The following is a 21013-nucleotide window of genomic DNA, read 5'->3' as shown; positions in this document are numbered from 1 at the left end:
TTCCTTCGCCAGGCCGCGGCATGGTGCCGCGGCCTGGAGGTGTGAACGGACGGTGGGATCAGCCCGGCAGGAACCTGCTGCGCTTCCTGTGCCAGGAAATGGTCAACGCGTCACGGGCACGGGTGGTGGCCACGAACAGCAGGGCGCGAGCCTTGCGCAGCTCGCGCTGGTAGCGGATGGGATCGCTGTCACGGAACTGTTCGATGGCGGCGCGGGGGAGGATGCCGTCGCTGACGGCGGCGATGGCGAGGCGCTGGTACTCCAGGCCCTTGAACCGGTGCATGGTGCCGACGTGGACCTCACCCTCCCCTCGCGCGCCCTCCTTGGTGAGTTCCGCGCAGGTGATACCGGCCTGCGTGGTGAGGTAGTACATGAGCTCATTGACCTTGCTGCGGTCCGCGACGCAGACCGCGATGAGGCCGCGGGCGTCGCGGACGGTGTTGCCCGCCTCGTCGGTGGTGAGTTCGGTGCGCCAACCCTTGATCGTGTCCGCGAGGCCCGCGAGTTCCTCGCTCCACGTACCGTGCTGGACCAGCCTCGGTTCCGGACCGCTGAGGACCGAGCGATAGCCGTCGAGGGTGTCCGTGCCATCGTCCAGGTCGTCGAATTCCACGTTCCTGCCGCTGACGACGGTGATTGCCTTGGCGAGGATCTCCTTGGTGGTCCGGTAACTGAGGGTCAGCCTGGCTGCGCGCCCCCTGATGTGGATACCGACGGCACCGAGTGCCACCTGGTTGTCGTAGATGCGCTGGTGGGTGTCCCCGGTGATGAAGAGGTCGTTGGGGCTGCCGGAGGCAACCATGGCCCGGAGCATCTTCCAGTGCGCGGGACTCAGGTCCTGCGCCTCGTCGACGACGATGTGCTGGTACCGGTGACGGAGGTAGCGCAGGGCCGAATCGGCGGCGTCGAGGTGGATCAGGTCCTGGCCGCCGACCGCCTCCTTGCGTTCGGCGCGGGCCTGGATTCGAGCGGCGCGTTCGATCTCGAAGCGGGCCGCGCGTTCGGCGGCCTGGCCCCAGGTCTCCATGTTCAGCTTGTCGAGCCGCGCGACGTACTGTTCGAGGATCTTCCAGACGGCGTTGCGTTCGAGGCGGGTCAGTGGGCGTCCGCGTCCGGCCCGGCGGGCCTGGAGGTAGGCGGCCCGAGTCGGGACGGCCTGGCCGAGGACGATCTGCTCCCACTCCTCGAAGAGAAACTCGGGCTCCCAGCTGCGTTCGTCGAGCTCCAGCAGCAGGTCGCGGAGTTCCTTGAGTGCGACCTGGTTGTCCACGCGGTTCTTCGCCCGACCGGAGATGGCGTTCTCGCCCAGGACCCGGGCGGTGAGCTGGTCGATGTGGGTGATCTCGACACGGGTCAGCAGCTCCGGCTCGATCAGGGAGGCGAGACGTGCGCGCAGGTCGGTGGTGAGGTTTTTGGTGAACGTCGTGAGCAGGATCGGCTTGTTCTGCCCGGGCGGGAGCTGTCGGGCGAGGTGGCGGACACGGTGCAGGGCGACGATGGTCTTTCCGGTGCCGGGGCCACCGGAAACCCGGGCCGGGCCGCTGTACTCGCGGTCGACCAGACGGGCCTGGGTGGGGTGCAGGAAGACCTTCCAGGCCCGGAAGTCCCCCTCTTCGATGACGGCGCGCAGTGCGTCGTCGACCGTGGTGACCGTGGTGCGGGCGAGGGCCGCGGCGAAGTCGTCGGGGTTGGGCCGCTCGTCGAGCTCGACGGCGCCGGTGATCTCGCGGCGGACATCGTCCAGGGGCAGCCCGGAGGCGAGGCCGTAGAGTACGTCCTTGGTGAGCAGCGGAGCACCCTGGACCACCTGGTCGAGCTCCTCGCTTCTGGTGACCAGGAGCGCGAGCTCGATCAGGGCCTCAGCGACGCCCAACTCACGCAGAAGCTCGGGGCTGTAGGCGGCCAGCAGCGGAGCCGAAGCCGCCGGGGCATCAACGGTCACCGGGGTGGTCGGCGGATTGATCGCATCGTCCGCGGGCTCGGTCTCGCCGGGCTCCGCCTCGGGCTCGACAGGGGTGAGCCGGATGCCGGCGCGGCGAAGCGCGCTCTCGCCCACCACCGACAGGTCGACGAATTCGATCTCGCCGGTGACACGGTTGACCGCCACCGACAGCTGCTCGTAGACGTCACTGCGGTGGCGTACCGCGATGGCCAGCCAGCTCTCCTCGCCGTTCGCGGCGACGCCGGTCCGGGTCAGCAGGACCCGATAGGACGGGTCGATCCGGGCTGAGTAGATCCGGCCGTCCCCCTTGAGCGGCTTGAGGCGCAGCGAGGAGTGCCATGGGTCCTGTCGGAAGAGGTGGCTGAAGTCGTAGAACTTCGCCTTCACCTGGCGGTCGAGCTTGTACAGCTCCTGTTCGGCCTTCTGGTACAGGCTGAGCCGGGCGGTCATCGGAGGGAGCCTTCCACGTCGGGTGCCGCGCCGGCAGAGGGCGCGTCGGGGAGCAGGTCGATCAGGGCGTCCAGGTGGTCCAGCCAGTCGGCGGCGGTACGGACCGTCCAGCCGGCCGCCCGGTATGCGGCATCGCGCCGGTCGGCTTCGTCGTGTGCCTCGGGCTGGTCCCTGGGTGTGGTGGGTACGACGGCGATCCGCACGTCATCGTCGGCCCAGACGAAGTCGGCAGGCCACCTGCTGCTACCGAGCTCGTAGCCGAACAGACTGGGGGCCTTCTTGCCCCGGTCGGCGATGCGGGTCGCCAGGGTGAGCAGGTCGGCCTCCTCATCCGGGTCGATGTGAGGGAGGAAGTCCTTGTCCCAGGCGCGGTCGCGCAGCAGCGCGATGAGGTGGTCCTCGACCGAGAACTCGGCATCCGGTCCGGGGCCGGGCTCCGGCTGTGCTGCCGGCTCGGCGTTCGCAGCGGGGCGCTCGGCGGCGACCAACGATTCAAGCTCGCCGAGGCCGCCGCACACCATGAGGGCGTCCAGGGGGTAGTCGGCCACCTGGCTGCCGGTGAGCTGTACGCCATCACCGCCGGCGAGCGGGAGGAACTGGAGCAGGTTGGACCAGTGCAGCCAGGACCGCCACCGCTGCTTGTGCTCCGCGGTGTCGAGTTCGGACGAATCGTCGTCCAGGCAGGCCAGCACCGTCCATGCAGGGGCCTGCTGATCAGTGTCGCGGACCGCGAACACCAGTGGAAGCCCGTTGGTGTCGGTGCTGCGCAGGACGTGCACCAGTCCGGTCCGCCCCTGGTCGGCGGTTCCGTCCGAGGGGCAGCCGAGCGCTGTGCGAAGGGCGTCGACCAGGTGACCGCGGTGCTCCGCGGAGCCGGCGATCACGGTGGCCGGATGCGAGGTCAAACCGCTGACCAGGGCGTTCGCCCGTCGGGCCCACAGCTGGGGCGAGGGGTCACGAAGGTACGAGAGCAAGGTGGTGATCGGGTCGGTGAACACCGTTGCGGCCAGCTGTGCGCCGCTGCCACCCAGGTCCTCATAGGCGCCCTTGGCGGATTCCTGTGCGGCCCACTCGTACGGTGGCCACACGGCGGGGGCACCGGAGGCCCGGGCTTCGAAGCGGTCCAGGTCGTGCCAGGTCAGCTCGAAGACCACCGCGCCGTCCGCGCGCAGCCGGGCGCGGCGAGCGGCGTCCTGGGCGAGCCGGTTGTGCTCGCTGCTGGCGTGGAAGCGCCGGCCGTCCAGGTAGACCTTGACGGTGGAGGCGGGCCCCCCGACCCGGGTGAACGTGAAGTCCGTGCGCGACCCGACCAGCCGTTCCTGAGCGGTGAGCCGCCAGTGCAGCCGTTCCTCGCTCGTGCTGATCCTCAGGTGCCCACTGGCCCGGCCGTCCTCCTCCAGCACGGCATCCGGGCTGCTCGTGCTCCAGGTCCGCAGTGCGGCCAGGAACCGGCCCTCCATATCGGACTCGATCTGCCTTTCCAATCCGATCAGTCCGGTGGAGGCGATCGCGGTCGTCCGCCAGGCGTCCTGCCCCTCGTGGTCGAAGAGCAGAGACTCCAACATCCCGATCGCCGTCACTCGGGAGACGTGCGGCTGGTGGCGTTCTGCGGTGTACCGGTGCAGACAGCGATGGCAGGCCTCCCGGTGCTCCTCGTCCTTGCACGGGCACTCCCGCAACACCTGAAGGGCCTTCAGCAGGGTGGCGCGGAACACCTCGGGGTCGGTGAGCCGGTGCAGGTAGCCGGTACCGCCGGGGAGAGCGTCGAACAGGACGAGGTACCAGCACCGTTCGCCGGTGCGGGGGTCCGGTTTGGAGGCGAGGGTGTGGTCCAGATGCTGCGGGTCGCCGCCGAACTGCCGGTCCACACCGAGTCGTAGCGCGGCCCGGAACGAGTGGATCTTTTCCTCGACCACCACAGTGGCCGCCGGGAGCAGCACACGAAGCGCCTCCGTGCGCAGCTCGTGGGCGAGCAGCACCGGCAGCGACCGGGCCGACTCCGTCTTCCCCCGCCGCACCGGGCACCACGGACGATGGTGTTTCAGTCGCGGGTTACGGGCATCGGATGCACTGAGGGCATCGGTGTCGTGATCGAAGACCGGCCGGCCGTCGGCGGACGCGGCCCCACACCCGGTGCACACGTGGAACGGGTTCAGCCGGACGGTGTGCCCCGCGAAGTCGTCCCCGGCCGGGACATCGAAACGGGCCGGCCCGAGGTTGAGGGTGCGAACCATGGCGCTGCGGCAGAAGTCCACACCGAAGGTCGCGGTCGCGTGGCGCCACGACCCCGGCTCCAGGGACTCCTCGGGGATGTCAACGGCGTGGACCATCTCGTAGAAGCGTGGGTCGCGTTCGTCCCGGTCGTCCCGGATCCGGGCGTCATCGCGCTTGTCCCGGGAGGTCACCAGCCGGGGCTGGACGACGTGGAAGAGGCACGACCCGTCGTCCGCGATCGCGCCGGTGCCGCAGCGCGGGCAGGCGGAGCGGTCGTTCCTCGCGTCCTCGGTACGCACGAAGCCGCACCGCGGGCAGACCCGCCAGGGCTGCCACCCGGGCTGGGAGGTGGTGCCGATGTCCAGGCCGGTGATCTCGTGCCGGTAGCGGTTGACGTAGAAGGTGTTCCCGGGCGCCAGCTCGGCCAGGGCGTAGCGCTGCGGCCGGTCGTAGCTGCGCAGTTCGGACTCGTAGCGGGTGCGGCCTGCGGAGTCCTCGCTCTCGGGCCAGTACAGCGTTGCCTCCAGCACCGTGGTGGCGTCCATCAGAGCGTAGTTGGGCAGGAGCCCCAGTTCGCACAGTGCACCCTGCGCCGGGGTCTCCTCCAGCAACTCGCCGAGCTGGCGGCCGACTCCGCGCCGTTCGGCCTCCAGCTCGGCCTTCTGCCGGGCTTCCTCCGGGTCGGCCTCGTGCAGCTCGCCGAGTGCGTCGTTGATGTGCCGGATCCGGGCCCGCAGCGCGTCCTCGCGGGAGGCCCAAGCGCGTTCGGCCTCCTCCGCTGCGCTGCGCAGGCCGTGAGTGGCGTAGCTGCGGAGGTCGGCCGCAGCCTGCTCGGACACGCCGAAGGGAAAGAGCGCCAGGAACGCCTCGACGCGCTGCTCGCCCTGGTCGAGTGCCAGCTCTACCAGATCGGTGAGGTAGCCGTCCGGGCCGAACAGTCCCTTCACCTTGCCCGGCAGCGCCGGCAGTACCCGCCCGCCGTGGCCGGTCAGCCGGCCGCGCGCGGCGAGGTCGAGCAGGTGCGCCAGGTACTGGCGGCGCAGGATCTCGACCGCCGACAGGTAGCAGCCCGGCGGCACGATCCGGCCGGCGATCATCTCTTTCGGCTGCTCCAGGAAGTAGAGATCCCGTCGGCGCCGCTCGGGAATCGTGAGCAGGAAGGCATTGCCGGTCCGGCGGCCGGCCCGGCCCACCCGCTGGGCGTAGTTCGCCGGGGTGCGCGGCAGTGAAGCGAGCACCACCGCGGAAAGATCGCCGATGTCGATGCCCAGTTCGAGCGTGGGCGTGCAGGAGAGCACGTTCGGGTCGTTGAAGGCGCGTTCGTCGCCGGTTCCACGACGGAACGCTTCCTCGACTGTCTCCCGTTCCGGGCGGGTGAGCATCCGGGTGTGCTCAGCGGTCACCACCTGGTAAGGGCCCGATCGGTGGTACAGCCGACGGTAGTAGTCGTCCCGGTACTTGCGGTCCCGGGCGTGCACATCGCCCTCGCGGGCGTGCGTGCCCGCGACCAGCCGCCCGGTCGTGCAGCGGTAGGACGGGCAGGGCGAATCGTGCCACTGTTCCAGCAACGACGGGTGCACGGTCTGCTCCCAGAAGCAGACCCGGCAGCGCACGGACGCCGTCTCCACATCCTCGTCCGACAGCAGTAGGGCGTCGATCGCAGCCGGTTGCAGACCGTGGATGCGGGTCGCACCGTCCTTGGCTGCCCGCATCGACAGCACACCCGCCGAGTGCAGTGCCGGGAGCAGCCGCCCCCAGAACTCCGGAGACTGCTCGCGCGGCAGCCCCAGGCACCGTCCGGCCCAGCGTTCGTGCCAGGCAAGTCGGCCGGTCACCACGTCGAACTCGCTGCCGTCCTTGGACCCCGACAGCAGGAACACCGGGGCGCCGACTCCCTTGGGGAAGGCCGGCATGCCTGCCGGGCGGCGGTTCAAGAGGAAGTAGCGGCTGGTCCCCGTCTCGGACAGGTAGTTCTCCAGCCAGCGGTGCTTGACGGCCCCCCGCCAGCGCAGACGCTCCAGGAAGATCCGCAGGAACGAGAGGTATCGCGCGTCGTCCACTGGTACCAGGGCATCGCCGCGCACCGTCTCCAGGTGTGCTTCACGGAGCAGGGCGACGGCCGCTGTCGGGTCCGGGATCCGTACGTGCGCCGCGGCGGTGCGGGTCAGTTCCAGGGTGCGGCCCTGCCGGGCGCGCAGACCGAACTCCATCAGGGTCTGGAACGCAAGCCGTTCGCCGATCAGGCGCCAGGTGCGCTGGTCCCCGCGGGACTTGCCGGACAGCAGTCGGGCCACGCCCTTGTGGTCGTGCAGGTCCGGCGGGACCACGGCGGCGAGCGTCCGCGGGTTGGTGGTGTCGGCGATGACCTTCGCTATCAGGTCGTTGAGCGCGGTGGGCTCGGACTCGGAGAGGTGGGCCACCAGCAGGGCCCGCAGCGAGAACGTGTAGGAGCGGTTGGCGACGAAGCCTGCCCGGTGCGCGGCGTCCTGCACCGAGTCGTTGAACATCAGGGTCTTGCGCTCGCCGAGTTCCTCGGACAGCTCGCCACCGGTGAAGAGCCGGGTGATCGAGGCGGCCGCCAGCGAGGCCTGGCCGGTACCGAGGTACCGGATCGCGTTGTGCTCACCGCAGGCCGGGCACCAGTCCTCCTTTGCCGCGGTGTTCGCCGTGGTGCCCTGGTGGACGAGGACGAACGCAGAGTCCGCGGCGGCCAGTCGGGGCTCGCCGGACTCGGAGTCGAAGTCTTTGACGGGGTCGGGCAGGCGGAGCCTGCGGTCCGGACCGTCCAGCACCATCAGGTCACCGCCGGCCCCGCGCAGTTGTCCGTGGCCGGCGTTGCCCGTGGCGCGCGCGGAAGCGGCGACCTTCGCGTCGGCGGAGGCCCGCCTGGACTCACCGTTCGTGGCCGCGATGAGGTTCCGCACCCGGATCTTGTCCTGCGTGGCAGAGGCGCGACGGATCTTCGCCGGGTTCACCTCGACGGCGCGGTCGTCGCTCTCCGGAGAGAACACCGCCCAGCCCGAACGCCCGCAGTCCCGGCAGTACACGGCGGGCAGGAAGAGGTTGGCCGACTCTCCGCTCGTCGCCGTCGTCACCGGTGCGTTGCGCGCCGTGTCCGTCGAGCTCTCCTGTGGGGCGTCGCCCATGTCCCACTGGAACTGCGCCTTCGGCCATGGCAGTACCCCGCGCAGCAGCCGCGACACCGAACGGGCCCACTGGTGCACCTCGATCTGCACCAGCGGGCGGGGGTGCAGGGAGGTGGACTCCGGGTCGCGGGCCACTGACAGCAGCGCGACGAACCGGGCGAGCGCCTCGGCGGCCTGCTCCGGGCGCTGGGTGATCGCCTGACCCCAGGAGTAGGCGCCCGCCCGCCAGAGGACGGCGAGTATCTCCTCGGTGGACTTCAACTCCCCACCCAGCGCGGTCATCACGGCCTGGGTCAGGATGTGCTTCCGGAGCTGTGCGCCCAGTTGGAACGGATCGAGGCCGCGCTGCCCGGTGAAGGCCTCCGCCAGCTCGTCCAGTGCCTCGTCGCTCAGCGAGGGGTCGGGCATCGCGGCGAGCTTTTCGGGCGTGGGGACGGGGAGGAGGTCGATCGACTCGGAGGGGATGAACTCCTCGGCCGTCAGGCGGCGTTCACCGATGACGGCATCCGGAGTGAACGGGGTGCCGAAGACCTCGCTCGCCACCTGGAGGAGTTCGGCCGCGCCCGCCTCGTCCGTGCCGGAGGCGAGGGTCGCGGAGGTCGCGACCGGGCAGATACGGCCGAGGGGGCGGTCCGGCTCCGAGACCCCGAGGGAGGACGCCAGTCGGCGCAGCAGCATGGCGACGTCGGTGCCCTGGGCGCCGTCGAAGGTGTGGAACTCGTCGACGACGATGTACCGCACGTCGGCGTCCTCCCAGAGCCGCGCGTCGGCGCTGCGCTGGAGGAGGAGGTCCAGCATCTTGTAGTTGGTGATCAGGATGTCCGGGGGCGAGGACTGCATGGCGGCCCGGTTGGTCTCGACGCGTTCGTAGCGGGTCTTGGCGATGTCCCCGATGTAGAGGCCGGCGGTGACCTGGGAGAGAGCGGCCTCGTCGCGGAGGTAGGTGTTGATGCGCAGCGCCTGGTCGGTGGCCAGGGCGTTCATCGGATAGAGGAGCACGGCCTTGACCCCGGCCCGGCCTGCGGCACGTTCGCGGCGGCAGTGGTCCAGTACGGGGACGAGGAAGGACTCCGTCTTGCCGGAGCCGGTGCCGGTGGTGACCAGGGTCGGCTGAGCGGTGTGGCCGTGGGCGGACGACAGACGTGCGAAGGCGGCGTCCTGGTGGGCGTACGGGGTCCAGTCGCCGGAGGGGGCCCACTCCAAGGAGTCCCGCCAGGTGGGGGGTGCCTGGATGAAGGGTGTACGGATGCGGAGGTAGGGGCCGCGGAACATCCCCGACGTCTCCTCGCCGAGGAACGCGTGCAGCGCGAGCCGGGCGCCCTCGTCCGTCAGCGCGTACGTGGTCGAGAGGTACTGCAGCAGGCTCTCCTTGAGCGCGCGCGCCTCCAGCGTCGGCCTCATGGTTCGGCGAGCTCCCTCGGTGACGGTCCGGACGGACGGTGTGGGTTTGCAGTGACATGGTGACGATGGGCGGTGGTCCGTATTCCTACCAGCTGTGCAGGTCTGCCAGGAAGTCCTGGTAGGAACGGTTCCTGCCGGTGATCCCGGATGGTGCGTGACCGTGTTCGACGGCCGCACGGATCACGGCCGGGCTGTCGCTCTCCCGGTAGCGCGGTGTGCCGAGGCGGCGCTGCAGCTCCTCCTTGGGATCGCGGATCAGGCCGGTATCGCGGCCGCGGAGCTGCTGCGGAACGTTCCAGGTCGCATGAACCTTCGGGAAGGCATCCGGAAAGAGCAGCAGCCAGCTCTCGATCTCCCAGACTGCCAGACCGAGGGCGAGCGGAGCCGGGCACCGTTCGTCGAGTGCGCCCCTGACCCTGGCTCGCACGAGGTCGTACGTGCCGTCGTGGACGGCGTCCAGATCGAGGTGCACGGCAAGTCCGTGGAGATCGGCCTGTTCCTTGACCGCCGCGGCCTTGGCCTTTCCGACGAGCTTCGTCACGCGGGATACCAGGTTGGTGCCGGTTGCGTCCTTCAGCGCGACGGGATCGTTGATCGGGACTATCTTGCCCGTGAAACCGAGCTCGGCCCGGATCAGGGCGGACATCACGTCACGGTCGTTGGAACTCTCACCCGCGACCGCGATCAGCCGCGACCGGCCGGACCGCTTGGCAGGGGCACTCCGTGCCTTGCTCACAGGCCTCCGCCCAGGAGCCCGGAGAACCACAGCTCGCCCAGCGGCAACCCCTCGCTGGCCTGCCGAATCTCACGGACCTGCTGGGTGGAGAGGGACGGGATGAGCGAGGCCCCGTACTCGTCGCGCTCGCAGACCACGAACTCCTCCGGTTCCAGTCGGTCGACGAGCGCCGGTGAGTGCGTCGTCACGATGAACTGGCTGCGTTCACTCGCCTCGCGCAGGCGTTCCACCAGAAGTTCGAGCGCCTGCGGGTGAAGGCCGTGGTCGAGCTCCTCGATGCAGGTGAGGATCGGAGGAGAAGGGTCGTAGAGCATCGCCAGCAGGCTCAGCAGACGGACCGTGCCGAAGGAGGCGTCGGCCAGCGGGGTCGAACGGCGCAGACCGCGCTCGGTGAGCTGGACCTCGACGAGCTCGGCCGCGCCGCCGATAGTGGCGAAGGTGATCTCTTCGAGGTTCGGCATGACGGTCCGGGCGTCGTCCACCAGCCGGTTCCAAGTCTGTTCGTCCTGTGCCAGTCCGGTGAGAAAGAGGGCCAGATTCCCAGCGTCGTCGGCCAGTTGGACCGGCCGGCTGTGCGGTACGCCGTGGATCGTCAGCTGGCGGGTCGCGCCGGCCGTCGGGCGGGTGCGGGTGGTGAGGAGCGGTGACACCCGCGCGGGTTCGCGGGCCGCGGAGACACTGACGTCGAAGACCCGGAAGGAGGAGAGCACCTCGGCCACCGTCGCCACCTCCTCCCCGCCCTCGGACGGCGCCAAGCGAGGCAGGGTCGACAGCCCGCTACTGAGCCTGCGGATACCGAGGCTGCGCTCGCCGGAGTCGTCGAGGTCGGCCGGGCCAGTGTTCGCCGGGGTGTCGGTGACCACCGCCTCCTCGCCGGAGACGGTGATCCGTCGGCCGCGCCCCTTGGTGCGCTTGAAGGTGAACGACTCGTTTCGGGAGAGGTTGAAGCCCGTCGCGGCACGCTTGTCGGCCCGCCGCTTGATCGTCAGCTCGTACTCGTCCGGAGCGGCAGCGGACGAGTGCGACGTCCACCGGGCCTGGAGACCGATCCGCATCGCCGTGGGCGGCCGGTCGCCGCCCCAGAAGGCGACCTCGTCGAAGCCGCCGCGTGAGGCGAGGGCGGGATCCAGATCGGTGTTGATGATATCGGCGAGGAAACGGAACACCTGGAGAACGTTCGACTTGCCGACGCCGTTCGGGCCGACGAGGACTGTGAGGCCGCCGAGGGGGAGCGAGATCTTCCGCAGGCTACGGAAGTTCTCGACGTCGAGACGGAGGAGCCGACGGTCTGTCATGAGGTGACCCTACGGTCGTTGTGTTCAGTTGGGGCGGAGGCACCGGGGACCTCCTGCTTGACCGGGTCCCATTCATCTCGGGCGACGGCGGCGTCCAGGCGGGCCTGGAACACGGCGTGGGCCGCGCGCATCTCGCCTTCGCGGTCGGCTTTGTAGAAGGGGGCCGTGTAGCCCTCCGGTGCGGGTGTGTTGTCAGGGCCGGCGAGGTGGGCCGTGAGCTGGGCGAAGCTCTCCTTGGACTGCCGCTGGCCGATCGTGCGGGCATTACCGGCGAGCTTCCAGCCCTCGGAGTCGAACCAGGTGACCGCCTCGTACTTCTGGAGCACGGGGAACCGGCCCCGGTAGGCGGCGATCAGCGCGTCCGCGTCCATGCCGAGCCAGACCGCGACGAGGGCGTCGATCTCCACGAGAGCCGACCGGCGGGCGCGTTCGGAGCGCAGGGGGGTGTTCGACTGCCACTCCGGGGTCACCTCGTGGAGGGGCTGGAGGCCCGGCCACTTACAGGCCCAGGGCTCGTAGCCGGGCCAGGTGCGGTCGTACAGCTCTGACCACAGGTCGGCGTAGGCACGGGTGAGGCAGTTCAGACGCAGGGTTCGAAGGAGAAGGGCGGAGGCGAGGGGGTGGTCGGGGGACGGGGCGGGCATGGCCTTGGCGCCCGCGACCCGAAGGTCACCCCGGCCAGTGGCCCGCAGGAAGTAGTCCAACGGTAGTGAAGCCCAGAAGCCAGCCACGAGCGTGGTGAGGTGGTTGTTTGGCATGGCGAGACTGTGCACCGCATCGACGTGCGCGGTGCCGGGTGGGACCAAGGCGGCATAGAGAGCCCGCTCGGTGTTCGGTGCGACCTGGCGCCGCCAGGCGAGTCGATTGAAAATCGTGTATCGGCGCCGGGCTCGGCCGGTGAGAACCTCGTCGATCTCCTCGGCGGTGACATCGGCCTCGGTGACGCGTTTTTCTGTGGCGGCGGAGGCACGAGCGGTAGCGACGGACGCTGCGTCGGCGCGGAGGCGGGTGAGAGCCTGGTGGTCGATCCAGCGGTCCTGACTGGCAAGGTAGCCCTGATTTCCCTCCGACATCCGGACGTATGCGGTATCAGGGACGAAGTCATCCGGAAGAGCAGTCAGATCGGCGCCGAATGCGTCGTTGCTATTGGCGTCATGGCGCTTGAAGACGGGTGTGGCGACGCTGATTTGGGTGCCCTTGAGGACCACCTGGCGCCAGCGGTTGGGCTGGTAGGGGAGCCCATCGGTAGCGGTTGGGCGATTGTAGTCGATCAGCCCAGCCGTCTTTGCGCCACTCTCGTGGTAGCCGGGAGAGATCTGCGGTTGGTGCGCGCCCAGGCGAAGCGGGTACTCGGCCAGCGCTTCAATGGCAGAAGCCTCCGCGGTACTTACCGGAAATAGTAGGCGAGCCTGCTCGATCGACTGCTCCCGTTCGTCCAGCAGGCGCTGCCAGACTGTGAGTTGTTCCCGATTGACCCGGACAACCCGAGCCCGGTGCGGGCGCTCGTCGAATTCTCCGTTGCGGTAGCGCACACCGGGTACATCGCCAGATCCATCGTGCTTCTCGGAGAGTCGAAAAGCATCGACCGATACCAGCCACGAGAGGTGGTCGAAAGAGATCTCGTTCTGAGAAGCGTAGATGTGTACGCCGAAGTGAGAGGTATCACCAACTGGCCTCGGAAAGAATCGCTGCCCTGCGTTGACGAAGTCGCCATGCACGCGCAGCCGCCGGTAGGCGGCCTCGCGGAGCGAACCTTCCTTGTCGCCGGTGAAATGCGAATCAGGGTGGACCATTCCGGCCGTCCCCGCATTTGAAGCGTGGTTCCAGACCTGACACATGAACGCTCGGTACAGGTCTGGCTGCGTACCCGTCAGCAGCGGATACACCTGCTCCGAACCGAACGCCTCAACCTGCGCGCTGACCGAGGTCAGCTCGGACAGCAGGTAGCGTCGAGCTTTCGGCATCTGAAGCAGCTCGTCCTTCCGTCGCTGCTTCTCTGATGCGGATGCCTTTTCTGTCAGCTTGAACCACGGCTCGTGCTCCGCGAGCACGCCGGCCTCGTCCCACCGCGGCCGCACCCATGGTGGGTTGCCCACCTGGAGGTCGAAGCCGCCGTTCTGTGCGAAGGTCAGGGCGAAGTCCAACTCCCAGTGCAGGAAGCCCTGATCCTCGGCGATGCGCTGCACGACCCCCAGCCAGGGAAAGCGTTCCTCCAGCTTCCACACCGAGTCCATGCCCATGAACGCGGGTAGACCGTCCTCGAAGTTCTCGACCTCATCCAGATCCGTGAGGTCGCCGATCAACGTGTCCGTGGGCGCGTCGTACGTGCCGAGTAGGCATTCTGCGAAGTCGAGCCAGTCCTCGAAGCCGACCAGCGGAATGGCCTTCCGTCGCTTCGGTGCAGGGCGGCGCGGACGGCGGGTACCAGATGTGGGTTTCTGCATGGGGACGCTGTCGGCCAGGGCCGACAGCAGGCTGTCTTGCTCGGCGCCGAGCGAGAAGAGCGAGGTCTGCTCTGCGACCATCCATTCCTCGGACTCGCGCTCCGGCTCGCCGACCTGAGGGAGGACCGCGAACAGGGACTCGGAGTCGTCCACAGCAGCAGCGCTCTGATAGACATCCGCGCTGCCGTCCAGCAGTCCAGCCTGATCCACCGGCCAGAACCACAGTGCGCACCAGGCGTCCATCATGGTCTTGAGCCGCCAGTACGGCGAACCGGGTGAGTCGAAGAGGTCCTTGTAGACCTTCTCCTTCCGCACCGCGCCTTCGGGCCGGCGCACGAAGGCGTACTCGTTCGCGTCCTCGTCCTCAGCCGCCGTGGCTCCCCATACCTCTATGTGTCGCGAGATCTCATCCTCGGAGATCTTCATCCGGCGACCCACCAGTCCCCACAGGAACTCTGCCCGCCGCGCGACCGCCTGGAGCCGCGCCAGCTGCGACAGCTTCTGCCCCCGTCCGGCCTTTGCCGCCGGCGGCTTGAGGATGCCCTTCTTCCAGGCCGCGATCCGCTTCTCCTGCTCCGGCGCGAGCGCCTTGGCCTCCTTCTCGCCGGCCACTGCCGCCCAGCCGACCGCCGGCAGCAGGAACTGGTGCACTGCCCCCTCGGGCAGTTCCTGCCGTCGACCGTCCTCCCCCACGAAGGGCAGCGGCGTCGGTCCGAGTGCGCCTTTGCTCTTCAGCCAGAGCTTCTCCTTGCCGCCGACGACCTCCCCGCCGTACACCGCCCGGCGCCCGCCGATCAGCGAGTTGCCACGGCGCAGGTGCAGGCCGAACCACGGTGCCCGCATGCCCGGGTGCATGGTGTTCAGCCACAGCGAGACCTCCGCCAGCTCGACGCCGGTCGCGTTGAGGTCGACGCCGTACGCGTTGTGCAGGGCGATGTACGCCTTGGCCTTCTGTTCCTCGATCAGGGCTTGGCTGGTGGGGATGGTGACGCCCAGCTCGTCCTGCCGGCGCCGCAGGTACTCCTTGGCGACCTGGTTGATCGCCTCGTTGAGGAACGCCCCGGACCCGAGCGCCGGCTCGCAGATCTTGTACTTGAGCAGCTCGGAGGCCCGCGTCCGGATCGGGTTGCCATCGGCGTCCGTCTCCTGGTCGAGCCTGTGCTTGAGCGTGAGCTCGACCGTGACCTTGGTCAGCGACTCGGGCGTGTAGTACGAGGCCGAGGTTTGCCGGTCGCGTCCCGCCAACCGGTAGACAAAGGAACCCTGGGCGTACTTCTTGCGCCCACGCAGCCCCTTGGCCGCATCCCGTTCGTCGTACTCGACGAACACATCGTCCGGATACTCGCCCTGCCGGGAGGCCGGGATCATCCAGGAGCCGTCCTTCGGGTCACCACCCTTGGCGACCTCGCACAGTTCCTCCTGGGCGATGAAGCCGGTGTACGACATCAGTCCCTCGTACACCGCGCCGAGTTGGTTGATGCCCAGGTTGCGGTACGAGATGAAGCCGCCGCGCTCGCCCTTCTTGGCGTCCTTCATCGTCAGCAGCCGCAGCACCTCGTGCAGCGCCGCATTGCGCAGACGCAGGTCGAGCCAGACGGGGTTGTCCTCGTCCGACCGGGGGTCGACGGTGCCCCGGCCGACCACCCGCACCGACTTGGGCTCGAACAGTTCGCTGCGCAGCGGTTCGAAGCGCAGGCCGCGGTCCTCGCTGCGACGGGACGACTTGGCCTTGCGGGTCTCCTCGTCGTCGCCGGGGAGTTCGTCGTCGGGCTCGGTGCCGTACGCACGGTGGCCGTAGTTGACCTTGTTGAACAGTACGTCCAGTGATTCGTGCAGGTGGAATCCGCCGCGTGCGGCCGGCTCCACCAACTGCTCGTCGCGGGCGACAAGTTCACGCAGCCGGGCCACGGAGTAGCCGGCCTCGTAGCTGCCGTCGTCGGCGGGCAGGATGCCGAGCTCGGGCCGGGCCTCGGCGTAGAGCAGGAACAGGACGCGGTACAGGTAGCGCAGGGACTCGCGGGTGAGCTGCTTGGCGAACGGGGTGCGCCCGTCGTCGATGTCGGCGGGCTTCAGGCCCGCGTCGGAGAGCCGGTCCAGCACCTCCTGGGCGATGATCTCGACTGATCGCTGCAGCCCGTTGCGCAGTTCGCCGCTGACGCCGACCGCGTTCGTACTGGAGGCCTTGAGGAGGGTGTCGAGGAGCGGCTCGGTGCCGTTGTCTCCGGGGCGGAGCATCTCCTGGCCGAACAGGGCGGCGATGGTGGCGAGTTCACCGCCCTGCTTGCGGTCGTAGCGCTCCAGGGCCGCGTCGAGGCTGACGGCGAGGTAGCGGCCTTCGCCCCAGCTGTTGCGATCGGCCAGTACGAGGACGCCGCCGAGAAGGAGCAGGACGAACCGTGGTGGGGCGCCTTCCGGGCCGCCCAGGGTGGAGGCGAACAGCCAGGAGGCCAGAGCCGCGCCGTCGTCGTAGCTCTCCGCAGCACTGACTCGCAGCGGGGTGAGCAGGTGGCCGGAGCCCGCCGGGTCCAGTGCGGCGTCGGTCTCGGTCGCCCAGCCGCAGTCGATCGCGACGATGCCGTGGCCGTGGTAGGCGACCTGGACGGGCTGGTCGCGTCCGGCCCGGTGGATGGTGAGCTCGCCCGGGCCGCCGTCGTCGTACCCCAGGGCGTGCAGGACCTGCTGGTGCCACTCGGAGACCCGCTTGGCCCACTCCTGGTCGCCGTACGTCCGGCGGGAGTACTCGTCCTCGCTGTCGGCGTGTGCGGCTTCGGCGAAGTAGCTGCGCAGCTCCTCGCCGAAGTAGGCGGAGCGTAGTGTGCGGACACGTTCGCGGGCGGTGGTGCGCGGGTCGTTCTCGTCGCCCTCGCGCAGGGTCCAGCTGTCCAGCAGGTGCTTCTTCAGGTCACCGGCGAGCTGTTCGGCGAAGTAGTGCGCTGCGAAGTACTCGCCGCGGTTGCTGAAGGAGTCGTAGACGGTGCTCATCAGTGCGAGTTCTCCAGGACGGCGAGCAGGCGCAGCATCGGGGCGCCGGAGGTCTCCAGGGACTTGACCAGGTCGAAGCGGCGGCTGGCGGTGAGGGAGACCTGCCGCTTGTCCGGGCGGGCGCCGGCGAACAGGGCTTCCTGCTTCCAGTGGGTGAGCCGCTTGCGGTAGGGCTCCAACGTGGCTTCGACCTGGCGGCGGTATGCGTCCTCACGGGCTTTCAGGTACTCGGTCGCAGCGTCGATCGCTGTCGGGACGAGTGCTTGCAGACCTTCCAGGTCGCGGGGGACGGCCCGTCCGGGCATCGTGGGGCCGACACCGACCCGGGTGAGGAAGTCGTTGTCCATGGCTTCGACGACGGGTTCGTTCGGCAGGCCCTGGACGGCCATCCACTCCACCACGGTCGGTCGGCCGAGGGTGTTCGAGTAGATTCCCTGGACGAGGAACGTCGGGTGGGAGACGCCGGCGGCGAGTACGGGTGCCTGGTGACGACCGACCTCAACCAGTACCTTGTCGGTAAGCCAGTCCAGGACGGGGTGGATGTCGGTCAGGTAGGACACGTTGGGCCACAGCGTGTCGGAGGATTCCCTGGCGACCTTGAGACGTCGGGCGGCGAGCTCCTTGGAGAAGGTGACCCGCAGCCGACCCGGGCTGTTCCTGCCGGGTAGGATGTGCTGCTCGTCGAGGTACGACTTGGGCAGGGCGCGGAACCGGTAGGCGAGGTCGCGCGGCGGTTCGAAGGCGATGGTGCCGTCCGGGTCCCGGCGCAGCGAGAGTTCGTCCTCGGGGCTGGTCCGGCAGATCTGGCGCAACCCGGCCTCGAAGTACTCGGCGGTGTTGGGGAAGAGCGTCGGCATCTGGGCCCGCTGCACCGTCCGGCGGGTGGGCGTGGCCCCGACCTGGGCCAGCAGCCCAGCGAGCATGCCGCCGCCGCTCTGCCGGGAGGTCTTGATCGACTCTTCGACCGTACGGCCGGCGATCAGGTCCTTGGTGAGGCGGTTCTCCTCTTCCTGCGCCCGGTAGATGCCGGTGACGGCGTCGGCCGACCCCTCGATCTTGTGGGCTTCCTCCTCGCGCTTGAGGAGCTTCTCGCCGACGAGCCGGTCGTCGAGGGTGCGCGCTTCTCCGGTGAGCGGGTCGGTGCGCCACGGCAGGTCGTTCGTCAGGACCAGGGCTCGGAACTGAGGGGAACGGGTCTGGCCGTAACGGTCGATGCGGCCATTGCGTTGCTCGATGCGGATCAGGGACCAGGGCAGGTCGTAGTGGATCAGCAGGTTGCACTGCTCGTGGAGGTTGACGCCCTCGGAGGCGACGTCGCCGGTGAACAGGAGGCGGACGGGGTCGTCGCGGAGACCGAACTTCTCGACGATCCTCATCTGCTCCTGGTCGGTGGTCGCCTCACCATGCATGACCTGCACCGCGCCGGCACCCCCGGCGCCATGGCCGTAGGCCAGCCACGGCTTCCGTTCATCCGTCTGCGGGCCCTTGGTGAATCCGAGGGCCGCGGGGACGGCCCCGGCGAGCCACTTCAAGGTGGGGATACGCTCCGAGAAGACCACCACCCGGACGTCGGAGCCGGGTCCGACTCCGAGTGTGCGCAGTTCGGTGATGAGGGCCTGCAGCTTGGCGGAGTCTTGGTCCCCGATCCGGAGGGCTGCCTTCTCCAGGTCGGTGAGTGCCGCGAGTTCGGCGACGGCCTCCTCGTCGGTGCGTCGTCGGCGCTGGGCGCGGGCTGTTCCGGTCTCGTCGGTCTGGCGGTCCTTGCGCTCGCCCAGGGACTTCTTCCGGGTGGCGATGGTCTGGAGCAGTGCGCGGTGTGAGGAGAGGAAGGACTTGAGCAGGTTGTAGGAATCAAGCTGGCTCCAGGCCACCGAGTCGCCGGCCCCGTCACGGGGGATCCAGCGGCTCGCCAGCTCTTCGAAGACCGCCAGCTCGGCCTCGCTCGCGGGCACATGTACGGGTACGGAGGGTCCTCGGTCGGCCCAGGCGCCCTGGAGCGAGTCGCGGACCTCGGGGGTGGTCTTGGTCCGCCGGATGTAGAGGTGTTCCAGATCGGACACCTCGTACCTGCCGGAGTCGGCGATGGCGGCCGGGTCGAGCAGGCGGATCAGTTCGGCGAAGGAGCGGGCGTCGCCGTTGTGCGGGGTGGCGGAGGCCAGCACGAGCGCATCCGTGCGCTGGGCCAGCAGACGGGCCAGGGCGTTGGTGTCGGTTCCCCGGTTGACCAGCCGGTGCGACTCGTCGATCACCACCGCGTCCCAGTCGGTCTTCTCCAGGTGGTGCGCGTACTGCCCCTCCCGCTTGAGGGTGTCCATCGAGACGATCACCCGCTTGAAATAGGCGAACGGATTGCGCCCCGACGGGATGTCCTGCTGAATCCGCTGGATACCGGTGGAGTCCAGTCGGATCAGCGGGATCGCGAAGCGCGTCCACAGCTCCCGCTGGAACTGCTCCAGTACGTGCTGCGGGGTGACGACCAGGATCCGCTCGCCGCGCCCGCGCCGGATCAGTTCCGCGAGCAGGATGCCGATCTCCAGGGTCTTGCCCAGGCCCACCACGTCGGCGATCAGCAGCCGAGGCTGGGGATTGTCCATCGACAGTGCGAGTTCGGCGGGTCGTAGCTGGTGGTTCTGCGCGTCCATGAGGAAGTTGTCGGCCAGGCCCAGCCCGTGTTCGGTCTGCGGCAGGAACGACTTGCGGACCACCGCTTCCAGGTACAGGCGGCCCCGGCGGTGGTTCGCTGAGTCGTCCGCGACGAGTTCGGTCTCACGGGGATCCAGAACCTGGATCTCGTCCAGGCGGCTGTAGAAGACCGCGTCGGTGTCCCGGACGAACGAGGACACCCCGGTGACCTCGACCATCCAGCCGTCGTGCTCGGTACGGGTGACCTTGCGCACCAGCCACTGTTCGTCGCGCACCAGGACCTGGGCACCGGGGGCGAACCCGGGTCCGCCGGTTCGCCGGAGTGGCCTCGGACCCGGCACAGTCTCCGGCTCCCAGGCCTCCCAGCCGGCCGACGCCGATCCGGCCCCTGTTCCGTCACCGGCCCCGAGATCGACCACCGCGTTGCTCTCCAGCTCGTCTGCCGTTGTCATTGCTGTCACACCTTGATCACCGCACCGGCGCCTGGCCTTGTCCCCGGACCGTCCCGGGAGCATCCAACCAGGCTCGCACCTGCCACCCACAACCCAGTCGGTCGTTGCTCAGAGCTCCGAATGCAGCGCGTAGGCCGCTCGAAGCTCCTCGGCGATGCGTTGCGAGGCCGGGATTCGGGACCGGGGTGGGGATGCCGCAGCCGCAGTCGGCGTCCTGGGCGCCTCGGCCTTCTCGTCGGCCGGGGCCGGTTCGGGACTGTCGTTGGTCGTGGCGGGAGGCGCGTCCAAGGCCGGGGGCGGCAGCTTGTCGGCGAGCAACTCCATGAGTCGGTCCTCGACATCGGTTGTGAGCCGGTTCACCGCGGATGTTGCCGGGGAGCTGATGGCCGTCCGCGCGATCAGCGCCTGCCGGGCGGAGACCGAGGGGACACCGAGCGCAGCCATCAGGTCCGTGCAGGCCTCGCCGACCTGCTCAAGAGTCGGCCGCGCTTCCGGTGAGTGCGCGAGCATCGATGCGAGCAATGGCATCAGAGGCTCGGGCACGCCGCTCAGGTCGGGCGCCTGGGCAGGGTTGGAGACCTGGGCGACGATCGCCTCCCAGCGGGTCCCGTCGTATGGGTAGTGGCCGGCTGCGGCGTAGAGCAGAACGGTACCCAGTGCGTAGACGTCGGCTGCCCTGGTCACGTGCGGGTGGCCGGCTGCTTGCTCGGGTGGCATGCACCGTACCGTTCCGACGATCATGCCGCTGTGGGAGAGGGACTCCTCTCCGGTACCCACGAACGTCGCGAGTCCGAAGTCGATGATCACAGGGCCGTAGTCGCTGAGCATGACGTTCTGCGGCTTCAGGTCCCGGTGGAGCAGGCCCACGGAATGTACGACCCCGAGCCCCTCGGCGAGCAATGCGCCCAGGCTCGCGGTCAGCACGGCGGGGAACGGCCCCCCGTCGTCCACTGTATTCAGCAGTGTGTGCCCGGATACGTACTCCATCGCCATCCAGGGCTGGTCCGCGTACGGGTCCGCGTCCAGGAACCGCGCGACCCGGCCGGTGCCGACCACTTTCCGGGCGGCTCGTGCTTCCTTCTCGAAACGGGCCCGGGTCACCGGGTCGAGCCGGTCGGTGCGGATCACCTTGATCGCGACCGGGTCGCCGGCCGGGGAGTAGGCCAGGAAGACCTCGCCCATGCCACCGGACCCAAGCCTCCGCGACACAGTGAACCGGCCGATCCGCTCGGGTGACCCCGGCATGTTCCACTCAGCCTTCCATGTAAGCGCGGTGTGCGAACCGCCCCGATCGTTCCTGGTCAGCGT

General features: G+C 69.0%; 7 protein-coding genes. All 7 read right to left on the bottom strand.

The window, feature by feature from the left end; translation table 11 throughout:
* Positions 1-58: 58 nt before the first annotated feature.
* Positions 59-2392 carry a UvrD-helicase domain-containing protein gene (locus ACZ6EM_RS00860; RefSeq protein WP_465771325.1) on the bottom strand — a complete coding sequence of 778 codons (2334 nt, stop codon included), beginning with the start codon at positions 2390-2392 and terminating at the stop codon, positions 59-61.
* Positions 2389-9153, bottom strand: a complete 6765-nt coding sequence (locus ACZ6EM_RS00855) for a DEAD/DEAH box helicase (protein ID WP_465771324.1) — start codon at positions 9151-9153, stop codon at positions 2389-2391. Before ACZ6EM_RS00855 ends, ACZ6EM_RS00860 begins: the two co-directional genes overlap by 4 nt.
* Before the next feature lie 85 nt (positions 9154-9238).
* The gene (locus ACZ6EM_RS00850) at positions 9239-9799 is read right to left on the bottom strand and encodes a hypothetical protein (protein WP_465771323.1); all 561 of its coding nucleotides are present in this window, start codon (positions 9797-9799) and stop codon (positions 9239-9241) included.
* An 86-nt stretch (positions 9800-9885) separates the two neighbouring features.
* Entirely contained in the window at positions 9886-11184 is a 1299-nt protein-coding gene (locus ACZ6EM_RS00845) for an AAA family ATPase (protein ID WP_465771322.1), read from the bottom strand.
* A complete protein-coding gene (locus tag ACZ6EM_RS00840) occupies positions 11181-16610 on the bottom strand; it encodes a hypothetical protein (RefSeq protein WP_465771321.1) in 5430 nt (1809 codons plus the stop codon). The genes ACZ6EM_RS00845 and ACZ6EM_RS00840 overlap by 4 nt, the downstream gene beginning before the upstream one ends.
* The gene (locus ACZ6EM_RS00835; protein WP_465771320.1) at positions 16610-19705 is read right to left on the bottom strand and encodes an SNF2-related protein; all 3096 of its coding nucleotides are present in this window, start codon (positions 19703-19705) and stop codon (positions 16610-16612) included. Before ACZ6EM_RS00835 ends, ACZ6EM_RS00840 begins: the two co-directional genes overlap by 1 nt.
* A 108-nt stretch (positions 19706-19813) precedes the next feature.
* Positions 19814-20950, bottom strand: a complete 1137-nt coding sequence (locus ACZ6EM_RS00830) for a serine/threonine-protein kinase (RefSeq protein WP_465771319.1) — start codon at positions 20948-20950, stop codon at positions 19814-19816.
* Between the last annotated feature and the right edge of the window lie 63 nt (positions 20951-21013).

Source organism: Kitasatospora sp. NPDC041917 (assembly GCF_055589745.1).
Note: the sequence above shows the minus strand (reverse complement) of the source record. Positions and strands in the feature narration are given on the sequence as shown.